At 55.9% G+C, this 20,531-nt stretch carries 1 protein-coding gene; it reads left to right on the forward strand.

Annotated features, from left to right (window positions below):
• Window positions 1-181 precede the first annotated feature (181 nt).
• A partial coding sequence (locus tag TH25_RS22840) for a leukotoxin LktA family filamentous adhesin (RefSeq protein WP_114090576.1) occupies window positions 182-20,531 on the forward strand: 20,350 nt, incomplete at its 3' end.

The following is a 20,531-nucleotide window of genomic DNA, read 5'->3' on the forward strand; positions in this document are numbered from 1 at the left end:
TCTGCGCGGTGACGTAAGCGTCGCGTTGTCTATACGGCAATTCTGCAGGCCGGTGCTGTTGGTTTTATCGACAAAAATCAACCGTCTGACACGGGTGTTTGGTGCCGGTTAATAAATGTCTGGGGATTTTGAGGTCACGAAATGACTGTCATTTTGTGGCACATATGGGGGAAGTGACGAGATGGTTTCGGTTACTGGGGAAAATAAAGGTCGTGTGATCCGGCGGGCATTTGCCTATGCGCTGAGTACGACGACATTCCTTGTGCCGTTTGTGGCAATGGCCAATCCGCAAATCGTGACGGATGGCAATACCGCGACCAACCTGAATGTGCATGGTAATGTCACCGATGTGACGACCTCGACCATTCAGGGCAAAAGTGCGCTGAACTCCTTTAGCAAGTTTGACGTTTACCAGGGCAATACCGTCAATCTGTTTGTGCCGGGCAAGGCCGACCATCTGATCAATATGGTTAATGGTCCGCGCTCCCATATTGACGGGATCCTCAATTCCATCAAAAACGGCCAAATCGGCGGGCAGGTTTATCTGCTTAACCCCAATGGTGTTGCCATTGGCGCGCAGGGGCAGCTGAACGTTGGCAGCCTGACCATCATGGCGCCGACCAGCGATTATGCCGGATCGTTTTTTGATGCCCCGGGCCAGGCCAATTCGGGTGCCCTGCAGCAGCTTTTGTCGGGGAATGTACCGCTGTCCGAAGATGGCCTGATCACGATTGAAGGCTCCATTCGTGCAACGCGCAAGGCCGCCTTGATCGCCAATGGCGTGCAGGTGGCCGGCGATATTGTTGTCGGCGCACAGGCCTTAAACCAGATTGCCTTTTCCGATGTAGTCAATGTTGATGGCCTGGATGCCGGGCAGGAAGCCGTTATTGACGAGAACGGGTATATTGAAATCAAAGGCGGCCAGGCCGGGGTGGATGTTTCCGGTGTTCTGACGGCGGACGGGGCCGACGGGCAAAATGCCGGTACGATTGATGTGCGCGCCACCGGTGATATTGCGGTCAAGGCCGGGGCGGATATTTCCGCAAAGGGTATTGGTGCAAATTCCAGCGGCGGCACGATCACGATTTTTGCTGACAATGACGCCACCTTTGCCGCTGGTGCCCATATTGATGTTTCCGGCGGGGATGTGTCTGGCGATGGCGGTTTTGCCGAATTTAGCGCCCACAAAGCGGTTTATCTCAATGGTGGTACTTTTGCGGGCGGGGCAAATGATGGTGCGGCTGGCACGATTCTGATTGACCCGGAAGATCTGACGATTTCGTCAAATGTAACGCAAAATGACGGCACCAATTACATTTATGAAGGACGTGACACGATCACGCTGAAGGCAGGCGTGAAGGTCTCGACCACATCAACTAGCAAGAAATCCGGCGATATTACGCTTAAGGGTCAGAACATTGTTTTTGAAACCGGCTCGGCGCTTGATGCCTCGAATGGGAGTTTTAACAGGGGTGCGGGTAATATCACCCTTGAGGTGGCAGGTTCCGCCACTCATGCCATCACAATTACCAACGCTACCCTGAAAGGGGCGAATGTTACGATCACTGCATCGGCGATTGCAAATAGCAGCAATCCGCTTGCCGAGGTTTCGGCAAATGTGGCCCTGACCAATACAGTGATCAATGCTACTGGTAATGTCTCGATCCTGGCAAAGGCGGAGCAGGGCCTGCCGACCATCACCGCCGGTATTTTTGATGCCCGCAGTGCCACCGCCAGCCTGACCATGACCAATGGGTCGATCGTTGCGGGTGGCAATATTTCGCTGGCATCGTCGAGCAAAATCACCAGCGAAGTGATTGGTGCGCTTCTGGCAAGCCCGATCAATGCGTCGGTTGCGGTCACAGACAGCAAGGCCACCACGCTGGTCACAGGTACGGCGGACCTGAAGGCGGATGGTGATGTGGATGTGACCGCCGATGCAGTGACGGATTCCACAGCCGTGGCAAAATCGGTTGCGGCGGCGGCGGGTGTGACAACGGCTGTCTCCGTAATCGAGAACAGCGCGATTGCCCGCCTGAACGGCACGGCCAAAATTTCCAAGGGTGATGCTGTTACTGTGCGCGCAACCGGTAAAACCCAGGTGGATACCATTGCCGATGCGGCCACGGTGGATAGTGGCGGGTCGGGGGCGTCTATCGGTGTTGCGATTTCCGATGTTGATGCCACCGCGATTGCCGAGATTGGTGAAGGCGCACTGGTAACAAACGCCGCGAGCCTTTCCGTCAATGCTCAAAACGTTACCACCCAAAATACCGCCGCGCGCGCGGGTGTTGCCAATGGTACCGGGACGGCATCGAAGCTGTTTGGCGATGCGCTGGACCGGACGTCCCTGAGTGACGAGAGCAAAGGCGAGATTTCGGCACTGTTTGACGGGGTTTTGAAAAATGTCAGTGACAATCTGAAGGAAAAGCCGAAGGAAGGCGAGGAAGACAGCGGTGGGGTACAGGTTGCCGGTGCGCTTTCCTATGCTTCGAGCAATTTTGATACCGAGGCCCTGATTACGGCCAATGCCGATAAAACCCTGTCGCTTTCGGGCGCGGTGAATGTCAATGCCGAAGCGATTGCCCAGACCAATACCCTGGCAAGCGGCATTACCGCCGGTGGCAAGGTCGGTGGTGGTGCCGGTGTTGCCATTCAAACGGTTGATAACAAACTGCTGGCCAGCATTGCCGCTGCCGATGGCAAAACCTTGACGATTGATGCCAATGGGCTGACGGTCAATGCCGAAACCAAAAGCATTGATGAAGACATCACCGATGAAGAAAATAACGGCTTTAGTGTCGAGGCCTTTGCCGGGCAGGAAGCCAAGGATGTTGGCATTGCCGGGGCGCTTGGCCTGCTGATTATCAACAGCAATTCATCGCTGGCCGAAATTGGCAATAACGTTTCGGTCGATGCCAATAATGGCACCATTACCGTCAGTGCGACCGGCGGGGCTGATGCCGGTGTGGTTGCCGATGGTTCGCCCGAGGATGAATCCGTTATCGGGGCGCTGTTTGAAGCCTATGAAACCTATACCAAAACCGACGAAGATGAGGAAGAAAAGCCCAGTGTCGGCATTGGCGCAGCGATTGCGATTAATATTTCTAACAGCACGGTGGATGCCGCTGTTCGTGGTGGAACAAGTCTGACGAATGCGTCGGGCCTTGATGTGTCGGCCCTTTCCAATGGGTCGGTCAAGACAACGGCCAATTCGGCAGGGGCAGGCGGTGTGGCCGTTGTGCCGGTTCTGGCCCTGTCGGTTGCCAATGATCATGTCACCGCCGGTATTGAATCGGCCAGCACCGGTCTTAGCCTGGCCGGGGCGGTTTCTGTCACGGCGGAACAGAACCTGGCCGTCCTGTCGGTTGGCAAGGGGGCAAGCGGCGATGCCGATGATGCCTCGAATGTGGCTGTTGGTTTGACGGTGGGCATCAGCACCGTGAATGCCGATGTCAAATCTTTGCTGGATCGTGACCTGACGACAATTGGCGATATTACCATCGCGGCCAAATCCGCCCGCGATATTCGCACCGGGGCTGCCGCAGGCAGCAATACTGACCCCGGCGATACTGGCACCGAAGAGGAAGAAGATCCCGCAGATCAGGCGAAAAGCGATGTGCTGGGAACCATCAAACAGGCAGCCGCCTTTGGCAATTTGTATTCCAAAGAAGGCGACAAGACAGATGGCGATAAAACGGCGCAAAAGGCCAATGTCTCGGCAGACAAGGGCAGTGAAGCTGATGAAGGTGGCAAGGTTTCTGCCGCTGCCGCCCTTGGCCTGACCGTTGCCAATACCGAAACCAGTGCCGGCATTGCGGCATCGCGCACGGTTTCGGGCGGCAATATCAAAATCACATCGGCGGATAATACCGACAGCCAGGCGGCTGCCGATGGCAGTGCGGCGGAGGCCGATAACAATATCGGGGCTGCGGTTGCCCTGAATATTGCCAATGTGATCAATACCGCCAGCATCGGCAGTGCCGCCAGTGTCTCTGGCACCGGCGTCAATCTTTCCGCCATCACCAACAGCTTTACCGTGCTTGATGACGAGGGCAATGCGGTGAAGGATGATGATGACGAAGACGTTATTGATGATGCCAATAAATATGTCACCTCTGCCGTTGCCGGGGCCGGGGTTGGCAACCTGTCGCTGGCCGGTGCTGTTGCCATTGCCCTGATTGACCAGACCACAACGGCGGATGTCGGCCAGAATGCCGATATTTCGGTCAAGGCAAGTGGCGCGAGTGTGACTGCGACCTCCAACCGCATCATTGAAACGATGTCATCGGGTTCGGTTGGGGAAAAGACCCCGACCCTTGACGAGTTCAAGGACCGTTACACCACCCTTGGCGGGATGACGGCGCGTATCAATGGCAAGCTGACCTCGGTGGGTGAAAAGATCGAGGCAAACAAGACCTCCGAGGGCAGTGGTTCTGGTGATAGCGGTTCCGGCGGCACGGGTTCCGGCGGCACTGGCTCAGGTGGTACGGATTCAGGTGGCTCCGGTTCGGGTTCGGGCGATAGCAGCTCTGGCGGGGAAAGCGGCAAGCTGGGCATTGGCGCATCCTTCGCGATTACGGTGGATAATACCGTTACCCGTGCACGTGTAAGTGACGGGGCTAAACTGACATCGACCAACGAGGGTGATGTTTCGGTTTCCAGTACTTCGGGGCTCGATAGCACCACCCATGCCGAAGCTGCCAGCGCACCCTCAACCGATCTTTTGAACCTTGAGGAAAAAAGCGATACGTCGGCCTATTCGCTTGATGCTGCGGTTGCTATTGGCGTGAGCAATGAAACAACCGAAAGCCGGGTCGGTAGCGATGAAGATACCCTGACCTCGGATGGCAAGGTCACGATCAGTGCGGATTCAAGCTCGGAAGTGCTGGTTCAGGCCGATGGTGAGGCCGCCGGGGACAAGGCCGCCGCCGGGGCATCTGTTGCCGTGGGTGTGACCAACAGTACCACCAAGGCATCGCTTGCGCGTTCGGTTAGTGCCAAGGGCGCATTGACTGTGTCCTCGACCGCACTTTCCAAGGACATAAACCTGGCACTGGCAACCGCACGCGGCACGGTTCTTGAAGGCTATAAAAACAAATTTGTCGGCGCGACTGACGAAATGTTGCTGGCCGGTGATTTTGGCAATGACAGCGATGGCAAGAAAAAACCACGCAGCGCCCAGGCGCTGGCGGATCAAAAGACTGCCGGGAACAATAAAACCAGCTCGGTCGATGAAAAGGGCAATGCCGATAGTTCCAAAAGCGGTAAATCCATCAGCATTGCGGCGGCCGTTGGTGTTGGCGTCAATAATCGCAAAAGCATCGCGTCGATTGATGATGGCACCTCGGGTAATCTGAACACCCTGTCAGCAGGCGGGGATATTGATGTTACCGCCAAAAATGACGCCAATGCCCAGACACGCGGTGTGGGGGCGGCTGTCTTGTCGGACAACGGCATTGCCGTTGGTGTGGCGGTAACGGCAACCGGCCATGAAACCACGGCCAAGCTGGGCGATTACACCAAAATTTCCGGCTCGACCGGGGTCAATGTTACGGCGCAATCCACGCAAAACCAGGCGGATGATTTTGCCAACAAACTGATGGCCGAGGCTGTTGCCGGCTCCGGTGCCAAGAAAATTGGCGTGGCCGGTGCACTTAGCGTGATCAATACCGACAATGACAGCAGTGCGACCCTGGGTAAAAATGTTGATGTCACCTCCACCGGGGCGGTCAACGTTACCTCCAGCGAGAAAAACCACATTGTTTCGCGTGCCCTTGCCGCAAGTGTCAGTGTCGGGGCGGAAGCCAAGACGGCTGTTGGCGCGACATTCGCCCTGATCAATGCGGGCAATACCAACACCGCCCTGGTCGATGACGGGGCCAAAATTTCCACCACCGGCGATCTGACGGTTTCGGCGAAAAATCTGCGGCAGTCCGAAGAAAGCTTTGGTTTTGACGGGGATTATTCCCTGCTTAATCCGACATCGGTGTTCCAGACCTCGAACTATTATACCGAGGCGCTGGCCGGTGCCGCCTCGACCGGCAATACTGCAATTTCCGGTTCCTTTTCGGTCACGGTCACGCAAAACGAAACCTCGGCCAGCATTGCCAAATCGGCGACCGTTAGCGCCGATGACATTACCCTGACGGCTGAAAACCGTCAGAATGCCCGTACCTTGGGCGGGGCGATTGCCGCCTCCAAGCAGACCGGCGTGGGTGTTACGCTAAATGCGATGGTTTTGGCCGACAAGGTTTCGGCGCGGTTGGGAACCTCGGGCGCAACGACGGGTGCCAGCCTGACATCAACCGGTGATGTCAAGATCGAGGCCAAGGCCGAACAGGATCTTGGTTCCATCGTTGTGGCGGGTGCTGCAGCGACCAGCGGCACCGCCGTTGGCGGTTCGGTGGGCATTAATGTCATTAAAACCGAAGCCATCGCCGATATTGCCTCGAAATCGACCATATCCTCGGCCAAGGGGGCCAGCATTGCCGCAACCAGTGCCACGGGGATCAGCACCTTTGTGGGCGGTGTTGCCTTTAGCGGCCAGACCGGTGTCGGTGCCGGGCTGGCAACCAACCTGATTTTGGCAAAAACCGCTGCCTCGATTGGTGATGCTGCCAGTGTCTCGGCGGCCAATGCGATTTCGGTGAATGCAGATGCCAGCGAAGATATTGCATCGGCCACTGTCAGTGCCGCTGGTTCGACCGGGGGGACAACCGTTGCTGTTACCCTGGGTGCGAATACGGTTAAAAGCGATACCTCGGCCACGGTGGGCAATGGTGCATTGCTCAATAGTTCAAATGATGCAGGCGCGCGCAGCATTTCGGTAACGGCGAAGGATAAAACCGATATTGGCAACATCATGGGCTCTGGTGCATTCGGATCGGGGACGGGTGTTGGCGGTGTGCTGGCCAGTAACGCCATTGCCAAAACCACCCGTGCTGTTTTGAACGGCACGGCCAAAGCTGATACCGACATTAAAGTGACGGCGGGTAGCGAACAGAACATCACCGCCCTGTCGCTGGGTGTGGCTGTTGTCGGCGGAACGGCGATTACCGGGTCTGGTGGTTTGGCCCTGATTGACAACACCACCACGGCCGTTATTGGTGAACGCGAAGATACGGATGATGATAGTGTTTCGCGTGCGACTGTAACCAGCACCGGCAATATTGCCGTTCATGCCAGCGATGAAACCGATGCCCTAGTGATTAACGGTACGGGTGCCGGCGGTGGTGGCAATGCCGGTGGGGCATCACTTGGTGTGACCACCTTTATTGGGGAAACCACGGCCTATATTGGCCGCAATGCCAATGTTACCGCGTTTGGCAATTCGGCCACCGGCCTGGATGTCATGACGGGTGGTGTTACCATCAGCAGCCCGCTTTTTGACGGTTTTGCAAATCTCGACAAGGACAGTGCAGGCGATAAACTGCAAAAAACGTCGGATGATGCGCTGGCATTGAAGGCGTCCACAATTGATGACCTTAAAGATTCCCTTTTCAAAAAGACGCTGAATACCGAAAACCGCAAGGGTTTGTCGGTCACGGCCTATTCTGACCAGGATATTGCCAATTTCTCGGCCACGGGTGCGGCTGGCGGCGGGAATGCGGTGGCCGGTGCGGTTGCTGTTGGCGTGGTTTCCGATACCACCAAGGCCTATATCGACAACGGTGCACAAATCAACCAGGCCACCGGTATAGCCGGTGCCGCGCAGAAAGTCACTGTTCAGGCCGAGGGGGATACCCTGTCGGTTGATGTCGCTGGCGGTGTTGCCGTTGGGGGCGGCAATGGTATTGGCGGGGCGATTGACAGCCTGACGCTGAGTAAAAACACCAGCGCCTATATCGGGCAGAATGCCAATGTGAAGGCCGGTGATGATGTGAGTGTGGCGGCCGATCAGGCCACCCATGCCATTTCGGTGGCGGCCAATATCGCTGCGGCCGGTAATGCCGGAGTTGGCGCGTCGCTGTCGGTGCTGGTCGCATCCAATACGACGCTGGCTTATATTGATGGTTTGGTGAATACCGGTGGTGATCTGACGATTGATGCCGATACCGATACCACCTTTATCCAGGTTGCCGGGCAAATCAGTGCCGGTGGGTCGGCTGGTGTCGGCGGGGCGCTGGGTGTTTCGGTGCTGGATAACACCACCAAGGCCTATACCGATACCCATGCCCAAACCAATGCCAAGGGTAAAACCAAAATTTCCGCCAGCGGCCATGAGGAAGAATATGCCGCTGTTGTGGCCGGTGCCGGGGGCGGAAGTGCCGGTGTGGCCGGGTCGGTGCGTGTGGGCGTGCATACATCCACGACCCAGGCCTATGCCGCAGGCAAGGTCAACCAGGACAGCAATTATTCCGTCAGCGGCCAGAATGTAGATATTGATGCCGACGCCTTTGTGCGTCTGGTCAGCGTGACGGGTGGCCTTGGCGGCGGGGGTGTTGCCGGGGTTGGTGCGGCGGCAGATGTGGTTATTCTGCGCAATAATGCCAATGCCTTTGTCGGGGATGGCAGTCTTGTTTCCGCCCATGACAGCATCTCGCTGACGGCCACATCGGAAAAGCAGTTGCTGCAATTGGGTGTTGCCGGGGCCGCCGGGGGCCAGGCCGGTGTCGCCGGTGCGGTAACGGTGGCGTTTTTGGGCGGTATCGTCGATGACGATGCCAAATCGCGTCTTTCCAGCAATGATAGCGAAAAGCCGGGCAATACGTGGTCTGCAGCCGACGGTGCGACCAACAAAAACCTGATCGGTGATGCCCTTGGCGATCGCGACGAAGCGAAAACCGCCAATGACGCTGCTGCTGCCCAGCGCGGCAAAACCAGTATTACCGACGATTTCAACGCGACTGCCGAAGCATCGCGTAACGATACCAAGGCGTTTATTGGTCAGGGGGCCACGGTTTATTCCGGTTCCACCATCGACATCAATTCGTCTGATACCTCCAAGGTGATTGCCGGAACGCTTGCCGTAACCGGTAGCGGCGGTGTCTCGGTTGGTGGCGGTGTTACCATCACCACGGTGGACAGTTCCGCCCAGTCCTATATCGCCAGCCAGGCAGCGGTTGATGCGGTGAATGCCATTTCCATCAATGCCGCCAGCCACGATAACGTTATCAATGCGGCTGCTGCTGGCGGTGGCGGGTTCTATGCTGCTGTTAACGGTTCGGTCGCCATTACCACCCTGCTTTCCGATGCGTCGGCCTATATCGGTGACGGTGCTCTGGTGAACCAGGATGATGACATAACCGCAGGCAGCAGCCAGGATGTCAGTCTGGATGCCAAAAGCGACAGCAATGTCATCACCGTGAGTGGTGCTGCTGGTGGCGCGATTGTCGGTGTCGGGGCAGCGGCGAACGTGACGACCATTGCCAAGGAAACCCAGGCCTGGATTGGCGAGGATGCCAAGGTTGATGCCAACCGCGATGTAACGGTTGATGCCAATTCGGATGACAATATCGTTTCTGTCACGGTGAGTGTGCAGGGCGGTGGTGTTGGTGCAGGGGGGACGGCTGCGGTCAACACGGTTGTGTCCGATACGGCGGCACGCGTGCTCGAGGGCGCATCGGTAAATGCCTATGGCAATATGCGGGTTCAGGCACTTAACGATGTTGAACTTGACGATATTTCAACATCTGTTGCCGTGGGCGGGGCGGCCCTTGGGGGTGTTGTTTCCGTCAATACCATCAAGGCAACCACCGAGGCCGTGGTTGCCGACGGGGCGAAACTGAATGTCCTGGGGAATGGCACGGCCATTTCAATTGCCGCCGATGGCGGTTCGCGCAGCGAAAGCAGTGACGAAGTTCTGGCTGAAACCACCCAGACCAACAAAGACAAAAGCACATTGACGGTTTCCGCCATTGATGTGGACCGTTCGACCTTGACGCGCAATACCGAAACCATCAATGGTTTGGCTGTTGTCGCCCGTTCCGATCAGGATGTCACCTCCCTGCCGATCAGTGCGGGGGCCAGTGCGGGTGGTGCACTTTCGGGTGTGGCATCGGTTAATGTGATTGCCGGGAAAACCCGGGCTGAAATTGGTGATGCCACCATCAATGCCCTTAATGTCGGGGCGGTCAATGCGCAGGATGTTCTGGTTGCGGCCTATGACAGCACGGATTTGAACACCGTGCCGGTGACAGCGGCGGTTACGGGCATGGGCCCGGCCATCAGTGCGGCAGCGGCCACCAACGTTATTTCCAAAACCCTGACAGCACGCATGGGCGGTACTGTCAGCGCAAAAGACGATATTGTTGTTCTTGCCAATTCTGACCAGGACCTTTCCAGCATTTCGGCAAATGGGGCTGCCAGTGCCATTGCCGGGCAGAATCTGTCGCTGGGGGTTGATGTTGTCGATAATAGTGTCCTTGCTGAAATCGCGGATGGATCCGTTATTGTCGCGGGCGATGATCTGACGGTCACGGCCAAGGAGAACAGCGATTTTGACCAGATCATCGGTTCGGCCTCGGCTGCTGCGGTCACGGCACAGGGCGGGTCCGTTGGTGTTGCCGTTTCCTCGTCTGACATCACCGCGCGTATTGGCAAAAATGCCACCACCAATGCCAATGGTGTTACATCGGTCCGTGCCGATTCCGTTCAGAGCCTGATGCAACATAACGTTGCCGGGGGTGTTTCTGCCGGGTTGACCCTGCAAGGGGCCATCAGTGTGCGTACGGCCACCGTGCAAACCGTTGCCGAAATTGCCGACGGCGCAAAAATCAATCAGTCCACAACCAGTGCAGATAGCGATCAGGCTGTTAATGTGTCTGCCACCAATAGCCTGACCGTTGGCGGGGCAACCGGTGCTGGCGCGATTGGCGGTATCGGCGGTGTTGGCTTTGGGATGGATATTGCCGTGGCGCGAAATGCGACAACGGCCCGTATTGGTGCGAATACGCTGGTGTCGGCCAAACACGATGTTTCTGTTACCGCCAGTGCACAAAAGGATATTTCCGCCACCGGTATCGCCGGGGCGGGCGGGCTTGCTGCCGGTGTTGCAGGTTCGGTTGCGATTGCCGTTCTGGGTGGCGATGCGGACAGCCGCGGGACCGATCAATTGACATCGGACAATGGCAGCATCACCGAAAAGGTAAATGCCGAGGCTGGCAAGGATCGCACCGCCGATCTGTCCACATCGGATGCCGGGAAGCTGGCGCATTCCCAGGCGGCGGACGCCAATAGTGACCGCACCACGGCAAAATCAAAAACCCAAAATGTCATGGCACCGCTGAGTTCCAGCAATGTCAGCTATGACGATGGTGTTTCGGCGGTTGTCGATAATAACGCCACCCTCAAGGCGGGCCACGATATTAACATCAAGGCGACCGACGAAAGTCGTGTCCGTGCCTTTGCCGGTGGTGCGGCTGTCGGGGCGGTTGGTGTTGGTGGCTGGGTCGCAGTCGCCAGCATGGGCACAACCGCCCAGGCCCTGGTCGGGCAGAATGCCGGTCTTGATGCCGGAAATGCGATCAGCATTTCGTCGGATCTTAAAAACAAAACCGATCGCTCCATCGCCGAGGCTTATGGGGCCTCGGCCGGTATTGTCGGGCTTAGTGCAACCATTGCAGTGCTGGATCGCAGTACGACAACCCAGTCGGTGATTGGTTCCGGGGCCAATCTTCTGGCTGACAATGCAATTTCGATTACCTCGCAAAATGCTTCTGGCGGCCAGTCGCGCGCCATTGCCGGGGCGGCCGGTTTTGCCGCAGCCGGGATTTCGGTCGCGGTGACAAAATCCGACGACGATGTAAAATCCGAAATCGGGTCGAATGCCAAACTCGGTGCGACGGATGATGCTGCCGGGAATATTACCGTAACGGCCACCAATGGCGGCACATTTGATGCCTATTCGGTCGGGGCGGCTCTTGGTTTGGTCGGTACGGGTGCCGGGGCCGATGCCACGGTGGATTTGGACGGCGATACAACCGCCCGGATTGATGCCAACGCGGTTATCTACAGCGATGGCGATGTTGTCATTTCTGCCATTGACCAGCCCGATGCCAGTTCCGAGGCGGTTGGTGCAGCCCTGAGTGCGGGGTATAGCCTGGGTCTTTCGCTCTCTCAAACCCTGCTGGACCGCAATATCAGCACCTTGGTTGACAATAATGCCAGTGTGACCGGCGACAGCATCACCCTTAAGGCGGAAATGCTGAAAGGGTCAAACAACAATGCCGATTCAAAGGCCATTGCCGGTAGCGGCGGTATTCTCGTCGGGGCAGCGGGGTCATCTGCTGTCACGAAGGCGAATGTCAATGTTGCGGCCACAACCGGCAGCAACGCCAAACTATTGGGCATTCAGCGCACCCAGACCGATGAAAACAATGTCACGACCGCTGTGGCCGACCACGGCATATCGGTTTCGGCGCGTAACGAAACGGCTGCCGAGGCCCGTGCCATTGGGGTATCGGCAGGTGTCATTTCGCTGGGCGGGCATAGTGCGGTTGTGGATGTCGATACAACCAGCAAGGCCCTGTTCGGTGCGGGCACAACCGCAACAACAATGGCCGATCTTTCCCTGACTTCGGTCGGCGCTGAACACGCATATGGCGATACCATATCGGGCGCAGGCGGCATTGGTGTCGTTCAGGCCGGTTTGACCGATGTTGACCTTAACAGCACGGTGCAGGCTGGGACGCTTGATAGCACATCGCTGACAAACCTGCACGCCGATGGCACAACAACGATTTCTGCCACCTCGAATGGCAAATATGACGGTAAAATCGATACCACCGGGGCAGCCCTTGCCCAGGCGGCCGCGGGCGCGTTGGTGGTGGATGGCACCAGCAATGTCTGGGCGGGTTTCGGGGCTAAAACAGGCCTTAAAACCCATCAATTGTCGCTCTCGGCCCTGAACAATCTTGCCAAGGATCTGGTCGATGGATCCAACTTTAAAACCAGCCAGGGCGGCGGGTTTAACATGGCTGTGGGTGTATCGAAGGGCACCATGAATGCCACGACCAATATCGGTATTGGTTCGGATTCAAACATTTATGTGTTTGGCAATGCGGCCGATCAGGGCAATGCCTCGATCCAGGCGCTGACCAAGGTGAATGTCGATGATGAATCCAGCTTTGACAGCGGCGGGTTGATCAGCGCACCAATCGCCACGACAGAGCAAAGCGCCACGATTGGCAGCAATGTGACGCTGGGCAACAATGCCAGCTTTGAAACCCAGGCTGGTGATCTGGTGGTTGCCGCGCGCAGTGATGCGACCATGAGTGCGCGGGCGCGCTCCGTAACATATGGCTTTGCCGGTGCGGCGGGTGGTGTTTCCAAGGCGACAGTAACGGCCAGCGATGGTGTGACTGTTGGCAATGGAACCAACATGGTCGGTGTGGGCGAGGTTGAAATTTATGCCGGGGCCGATGCGACCGGTTTGGGCATTATTGATGCCAAGGCCGATACACGCCTGTTTAACAAAACCGCGATTTCCATTCCGACGCCGCCAACTGCGGATGCGCACGCCATTCATAACAGCAAGGTCACGATCAGTTCCGATGCGCTGGTTGCCTCGGCCAAGGATTTGCGCGTTCAGGCGACAAAGGGGCACCTGTTTGCCAGTGGTGTGGGCCGTGCAACCGACCTTGCCAAAAAGGCCCTCGAAGCCATTGGTGAAGTCTTTGGTGCCGATACCGAAGGGTCGCTTGAAGTCGTGGGTGGCACCAGCAAAAACGAAGGTGTTGGTGGTATCAAGGTAGATGGCGAATTGCGTACCGGTATTCGCAACAAGCGTTACATTACTTTTGGCACCAATTTCAGTTCCTATGTCGAGGATGCTAACGGCAATATGATCCGTTATTATCCAAGTTATGATACTGCAAATGATCGCTGGGTGCTGGCAACCCAAGACCCGGATAATCCCTCGACCCCGAAAATCATCAAGGTTTTCACGCCCGATGAAATTAGCGAGGGTATGGGCTTTAGCATTCTGGCTGACCAGAATCTCGGACAGAGCCTTCAGGCGGAAGTAACCCGCCTGGAAAATGTCCTGCGCCGTTATGGCAGTTCGAGCGATGCCAACAGCGTCCAGGTTAAAAACGACATTAACAGCCGTCTTACGATCCTGCGTGCCGCAATTGCCAGCCGCAAGGCCGATAATTATGTCGATGTGATCCAGGTTGATCCAACCGAAGCTGCCACCGGCAATGTTGAACTGTTCTCCGATTACGTTGTTGGTTCGGGCAAAATCAACAGCCCGGGCGATGCGGAAATCAAAATCATCAATAATTCGCCGATGCCGATCCGTATTACGGAAATGACCGTGCCTGACGAGTTGGGTGGTCAAATTCTGTTTAACGGCCAGTCGGTTTTGAACGCAACCGACATCAATGCGCGCAACACCGATGCCGATGGCACCGCGTCGATGGAAATGATCAGTTCGGTCTCTTCCGATGATCCCAAAATCATTATTGAAAACAACTTTGACCCTGATTCCGGTGTTTATAACCCGGGTGACAAGCTCGACATTGCCGCACCCGATGTGATTCTGGCCGGTCAGATCAGCAACATTAACGGTCTGATCAAGGTTTCCAGCAATAAGGGTTCGATCTATTCGGTTGCCGGAATGCGCGGGGAAACCGTTGAAATTTCAACTGGCGGGGACTTCGTTTTTGATTCCCCCGATACGCTGCTTAATATTGGTCCCAACCCGGATGCCGGTTTCTCGTCGCTGGTCAACAAATATGAAAATGGTTCGGCCACCAGCGGTTCGGAAAACAATGTCAGCCAGTCCGGTGGTGATTCAAGTTCGACGATTGCGGCGAACAATGTCTTCATCAATGCCGATACCATTAATATCAATGGTGTGATCCAGTCGGGCATTGCGGATAAGGAAATTGTGATCAATCAGTCCGATGTTGATGCGGCCTACAATACCGGCTCGCACACCGGTGCCCGTTATGTAGAGGTCAAGAATGTTGGCATCAGCATGGGATCGGGCCGTGTGGGTGTTGGTGGCATCAAGGCCGAACTGGACCGTGTCACCGGTGAGATCCGCATTCTCGATGCCAAGGTTGAAGGCGGAACCGTTCTGTTAAGCGGGCGTCTGGTGTCAACAGGCAATGGCAAAATCAATGTGATTGACGGTTACGGTCGTATCAAGATCGTTAATAATTCCAGCAATACCGTCCGTCTGGATAATGTCGATACCGGCGGAATTGAAGGCCAGATCACGCTGATCGACAAAAGCAAGGATAATGGCAAGGGTCGTGCCCTGACAACGCGTTATGAACGCCTGGGGAATGACATAAAACAATATAGCAATATCAATCTTGACAGTTCACAGGCGACCAAGCTGGTGGGGACGTCGGCGGGTTCACGCTCGTCTTCCTATAATATGCAGCAGGATATGCGCTATTACTGGATGGCGGGTAAATCCACCACGACCCAGACGCAAAAGCAGTTTAAAAAACAGCAAAAAAGCGTCTTTGGTTTTATTCCAATTTCCCAGCGGTCTTTCACGGATTCAAATCTGGTTTCAGGTTATCCGAAAGAAAAGCAACTTAGCCAGGCTGAACTGCCATCCGGTGATTATGTTGCCCAGCGGTCCGGCCAGCCCGATTACACCTTTAATTCGGCCGAGGAAACCACCTCGAACCGGCAGGTCTATCAGGGGGATTCCGAACGCAGTTGGGGCAGTGACTGCACCTGGTTTGTTTGCTGGACGCGGACTTATGAATTCACCCGCACAACCATCACCGAAACCGGGACCAACACCTATTACTACCACTCTGTCGCGGCGGACAAATCGATTGGCATCAACTTTATCGGTTATGACACGGGTAAGGTGGATGTCACCTCGAAGGGTAGCATTGCCCTTGGCGGCAATCTCAGCAATGTGGGTGGTGCCACAACCCTGACGTCGCAGATGGGCGATATCTATAGTGATGGCGGGGCGGTTCAGTCCGGCAATCTTCAGCTTTCCGCTCTGAACGGGTCGGTTGGCCGGGCGGATAATTACCTTAACCTGGTGCAGAAACAGGGCGATCTGGTCTCGGTTTCGTCGGGTAAAAACATCTATCTTGATGCGCCGGGCGGCAGCCTTGTGCTAAGTGACCTGCAGGCCGGGAGCGGCTCTATAGGCCTGCGTGCCGACTTTGATATTGTTACCTCGGGTAATGGCGTGATCAAGGGCCACGACGTTGAACTTGTCGCCCGTAATGGTCGCATTGGCACCAGCGATGGCGTGCTGCGTGTGGATACCGATGCGGCAAATGGTGGCAAACTGACGGCCAAGGCCGCGCGTGGTGACATCAATGTCGAGGAAACATCGGGTGATCTGATCGTCAACCGAATTGAAACGGTGGGCGATGTCTCGATCAAGGTCAGCGATGGCAGCCTGATTGACGGCAATACCGATGAAACCGAAGATACCGACACCACCCAGCAGCTTCTGGATCTGTTTGACAGCCTGGATCTGATGGGCAGTGATGCGGATGCCAAAAAGGATGCGCAGGTCAAAGCCTATGAAACCGAGCAGAAATCGCTTTATGACGATTACTTCTCGATGCGGAACCTGAAAAAGGATGGCGATGGCAAATATGTTGCTGATGCCGCCAATGCCGATTTCACTTACACCGTAAGCGATACCGAACGCGCCAGCCTGCTTGATGCCGGTCTGGATGACGCGGGCATTCAGGCTTATGCCGACCGCCAGACGGAACGCTATCAGGCCGCTTTCAAAAAATTTGGCGATGTTTCCTATGATGCCGGGTTCACCTACACGGCCACGTCCGATGAAATTGCCGCTGTTACCGACGGGTACAAATGGACGCAAAAGGAACTGACCAACCTTCTGCCATCCTTTGCCTTCAAGGAAACGACCGATACCACGACAGTCGTTGAAACGGCCAACGTTTCGGCACGCAATGTCTCGATTGACGTTTCTGGCAGCATGGGCAATCACAAGGGCGACATCGTTCTCGATTTGACCAAGTCGAACGCGCTGACTGATGACGTCAAGGTGGCGCTGGCGGCAGCGGAAAGTGACGATATTATTCGTGATGACGCCAAAAAGACCCTGACCATCGTTCAACGCGAAGATTTCGATATTGATGCCAAGGGCACGACCTCCATCAAGGCGGGGGGCGATATTTTCCTGGGCTCGGAAAAGGACATTAACGTCTTCAATGCTTCGGGTAAGGAAATCCGCGTCAAGGTTGCCGGTTCGATTACCGATGGCCGTGATGGCAATGCCGCCAACTTTGATGGCGACCGCATGATCTTCGAGGCCAGTGATGGTCATATCGGTACGGCTGATGCACCGGTCATGATCAATCAGTCTGACGGCAGCCTGCTGACCGCGCGTGCCGCGGATGATATTTTCCTTCATGAAATCAGTGGCAATATTTATGTCGATGGTCTGTTCTCCAGCCATAATGTCAATCTGACCGCCGATAACGGCAGCATTCTTGATGGTGCCAATGATGCGATTGCCGATGTGGTGGCGCAATCCGTTACGCTTGCCGCCTCAAAGGGGATCGGCAGCTCGGTTGCGGGGGGCGGTCTTGATGTTGGCATCAGCAGTGCGACGGGTAGCCTTAACGTAACCACAAGTGACGGCGCGGCCTATATTTCCGGTCCCGGTCGCTCGATTGCGCTTGGTATTGTCAATGTCAAAGGCGTATTTGATGTCAGTGCCGATAACGGCATCACGCTTCGCAACAGCGTTAACAGCAACGGCAATAACCAAAGCTACAGTTCGGCGGGCGATATCGTCATGCTTGCGGCCAGCAGCATAAGCTCTGGCGGTGGCAATGTTGCGATGACAGCAACCGGCAGCAACATCACCCAGAATGACGGTGCAACGCTTAATGCCGGTGCGGGGACGATTACGGTCAAGGCGGGCGGGGACATTACCCTGGCATCGCTTGTAACCAGCAATGGGACCGATGAGGCCATTAAGGTGGATGCCGATGGGCACATTATTGATGGTGGCGATACCAATGACGATATTTCCAGCAGCAACAGCGCCGGTCTTGTGACCCTGATTTCGGATGAGGGGATTGGTCGTGCCAATGCTCTTGATCTCGATGTTCGTCGTCTGTCCCTGGTCAATAGCGAAAGCGGCAAAATCCTGATCGAGGACAAGGGCAGCCTTGTTCTTGATAGCGTGGATATCAAAAGCGGCACGGCAAGCGAGATTACCGCGCAGGGTGATCTGACAATCGATCAGGATTTCACCTCGAACGGGATGATCGCGCTGACGGCAAAATCGGGCGGTTCGATCACGGTTAAGGGAAGCCTTAGCGGGAACGGTGTACAGACCACGCTGGTTGCCGATAAAAATATCAGCATGACGTCTGGAGGTATTATCGACCTTGGCACCCTCTCTCAGGCGCTGACATTAACAGCGGCCAAGGCAGGGCAGAATGGCGGTTCGATCAGCCAGGCAGATGGGGCCCAAATCAAGGCCGGGACCAGTACCGTTACCTTGCAGGCAGATGGTAATATCGGCATTGCGCGTATTGTCACGGCAAATGCCACCTCCGATGCGATCAAAATCACCAGCACAAGCGGTGCGATCACCGATAATGGCGATACGGGCATCGACCTTGAAGCCAATAATGCCGGTGCTGTGGTTACACTTGCCGCTGCCAATGGCATTGGGGCGACAAACGCGCTTGAAACCAGCATTGATACGCTGAATGCAACTAATACAACGTCCGGGGCGATCCGGTTCTCGGATGCGGCAACGCTGAAGGTTGGCACGATTACCCAGCAGGCAACGCAGGCCCTGGTCGAGGTTGCGGCGGCTGGTTCGCTGGAGATTGGCAAAATTGCCGGCCTCGATGCCGTGACCCTCAAAACGACCAACGGCACTATTACGGATCAGGCGGCCAACAGCGTTATTGCATCGGCCCTTAATCTTGATGCTGGCGGTGACGTTACGCTGCGCTCGAAAGTCGCAACGCTTGATAATGTTAAAATCAGCAATGGCAAGTTGTGGCTTGAAAATAATGGCAATCTGACCATTAACCGTATTGCCCAGAACACCTCTGTGGCTTCAAATTCCGGTATCTCCATCGTCAATGATGGCGATATTGAACTTGCCAGCGGCAAGGGGGGCATCACGGCGACGTCAGGCACGATTTATCTGAATGCCAAAAATAATGGTGTTCTTAAAATTGCCGATGCCATCTCGACCAATGGTAGCAATATTGACCTTATCGGCAGCCAAGACCTGCGTCTTGTTGGCAGCCTTGCCAGCGTTACATCCCGCAATGCGGGCGATGTGACACTCACGGCGCAAACCGGCGATCTTGTCATGGCGGCCCAGACCCTGGTTGACGGGGGTGCTGGCAAGGTGGATCTCACCGCCGATCAAAACCTGACCATTGATCAAATTTCCAGCAGTGCAGGTGCCATCACGGCCAAGGCTGAAAATGGTAATGTTACCCTTAACAATGACGTTTCCGGCGGTGGTGCCATCTCAATCACCTCTGCGGGCGGTATTGCGCTGAATAAAGCGACGGCAGATATCTCTGCGACGGGGAATGGCGGCGTGCTGTTAACGGCACAGTCCGGCGACATTACGCAGGTTGACGGTTCCACCATTGATGGCGGGAATGGCACAATTGGCCTGACGGCGAAAAACAGCCTGACCCTCGATCAGATCAAAACCGCCGGAGCCGCGATCACCCTCACGGCGCAAACCGGCTCAATCACCGCCAAAGACTTCGTCACGACCAGCGGTGCAAAAATCGCTATGACGGCAGCGCAAAACGTTGCCTTTGATACTGCCGATGCGGATGTGACGTCTTCTGGCGCGGGCGAAGTCGAAATCATCGCCACGGCCGGGAATATCACCCAGGCCGATGGTTCAACCATCGACGGTGGCAGCGATAAAGTCACGCTGACGGCGGGTGATAGCCTGACGCTCGATCAGGTCACAACCGCCGGTGCCGATATTGCGATTACTGCGAAGACTGGTTCGATCACGGCGAAGGATTTCATCACGACCAGCAACGGCGCAATCGGCATGACCGCCGCGCAGAACGTGACGCTGTTTAACGATGAAGCCGATGTGACCTCGAGCGGATCGGGGGATGTTACGATTACCGCCACGGCGGGTGATCTTTATCAGGAGAATGACAGCACGATTGATGGCGGTACGGGTAAAGTCACCCTGACCGCTGGTAAGAAAGTTACGCTTGATCAGGTGCAGACGACCAGTTCTGCCATCAAGATCACGGCGCAAGCGAGCGATGTTGTCGCCAACGACTTTATCAAAACGTCGGATGCAACAATTGAGATCACCGGTGACAATGACGTGTCCTTCACCAATGGCCTGTCGGATGTCACCTCGACCGATAGCGGTGCCGTGACTATCACTGCGACCAAAGGCAACATCACCCAGGCCGATGGTTCGACCATCGATGGCGGTAGCGACAAGGTTACGCTGACGGCGGGTGACAGTCTGACACTCGATCAGGTGCAAACGACCGGTGCCGGTATTGCGATCACCGCGCAGAATGGTTCGATCACTGCGAAGGATTTTGTTACCACCAGCGGTGCGAAGATCGGCATCAAAG

Source organism: Thalassospira profundimaris (assembly GCF_003326755.1).
Lineage (GTDB): Bacteria > Pseudomonadota > Alphaproteobacteria > Rhodospirillales > Thalassospiraceae > Thalassospira > Thalassospira profundimaris_B.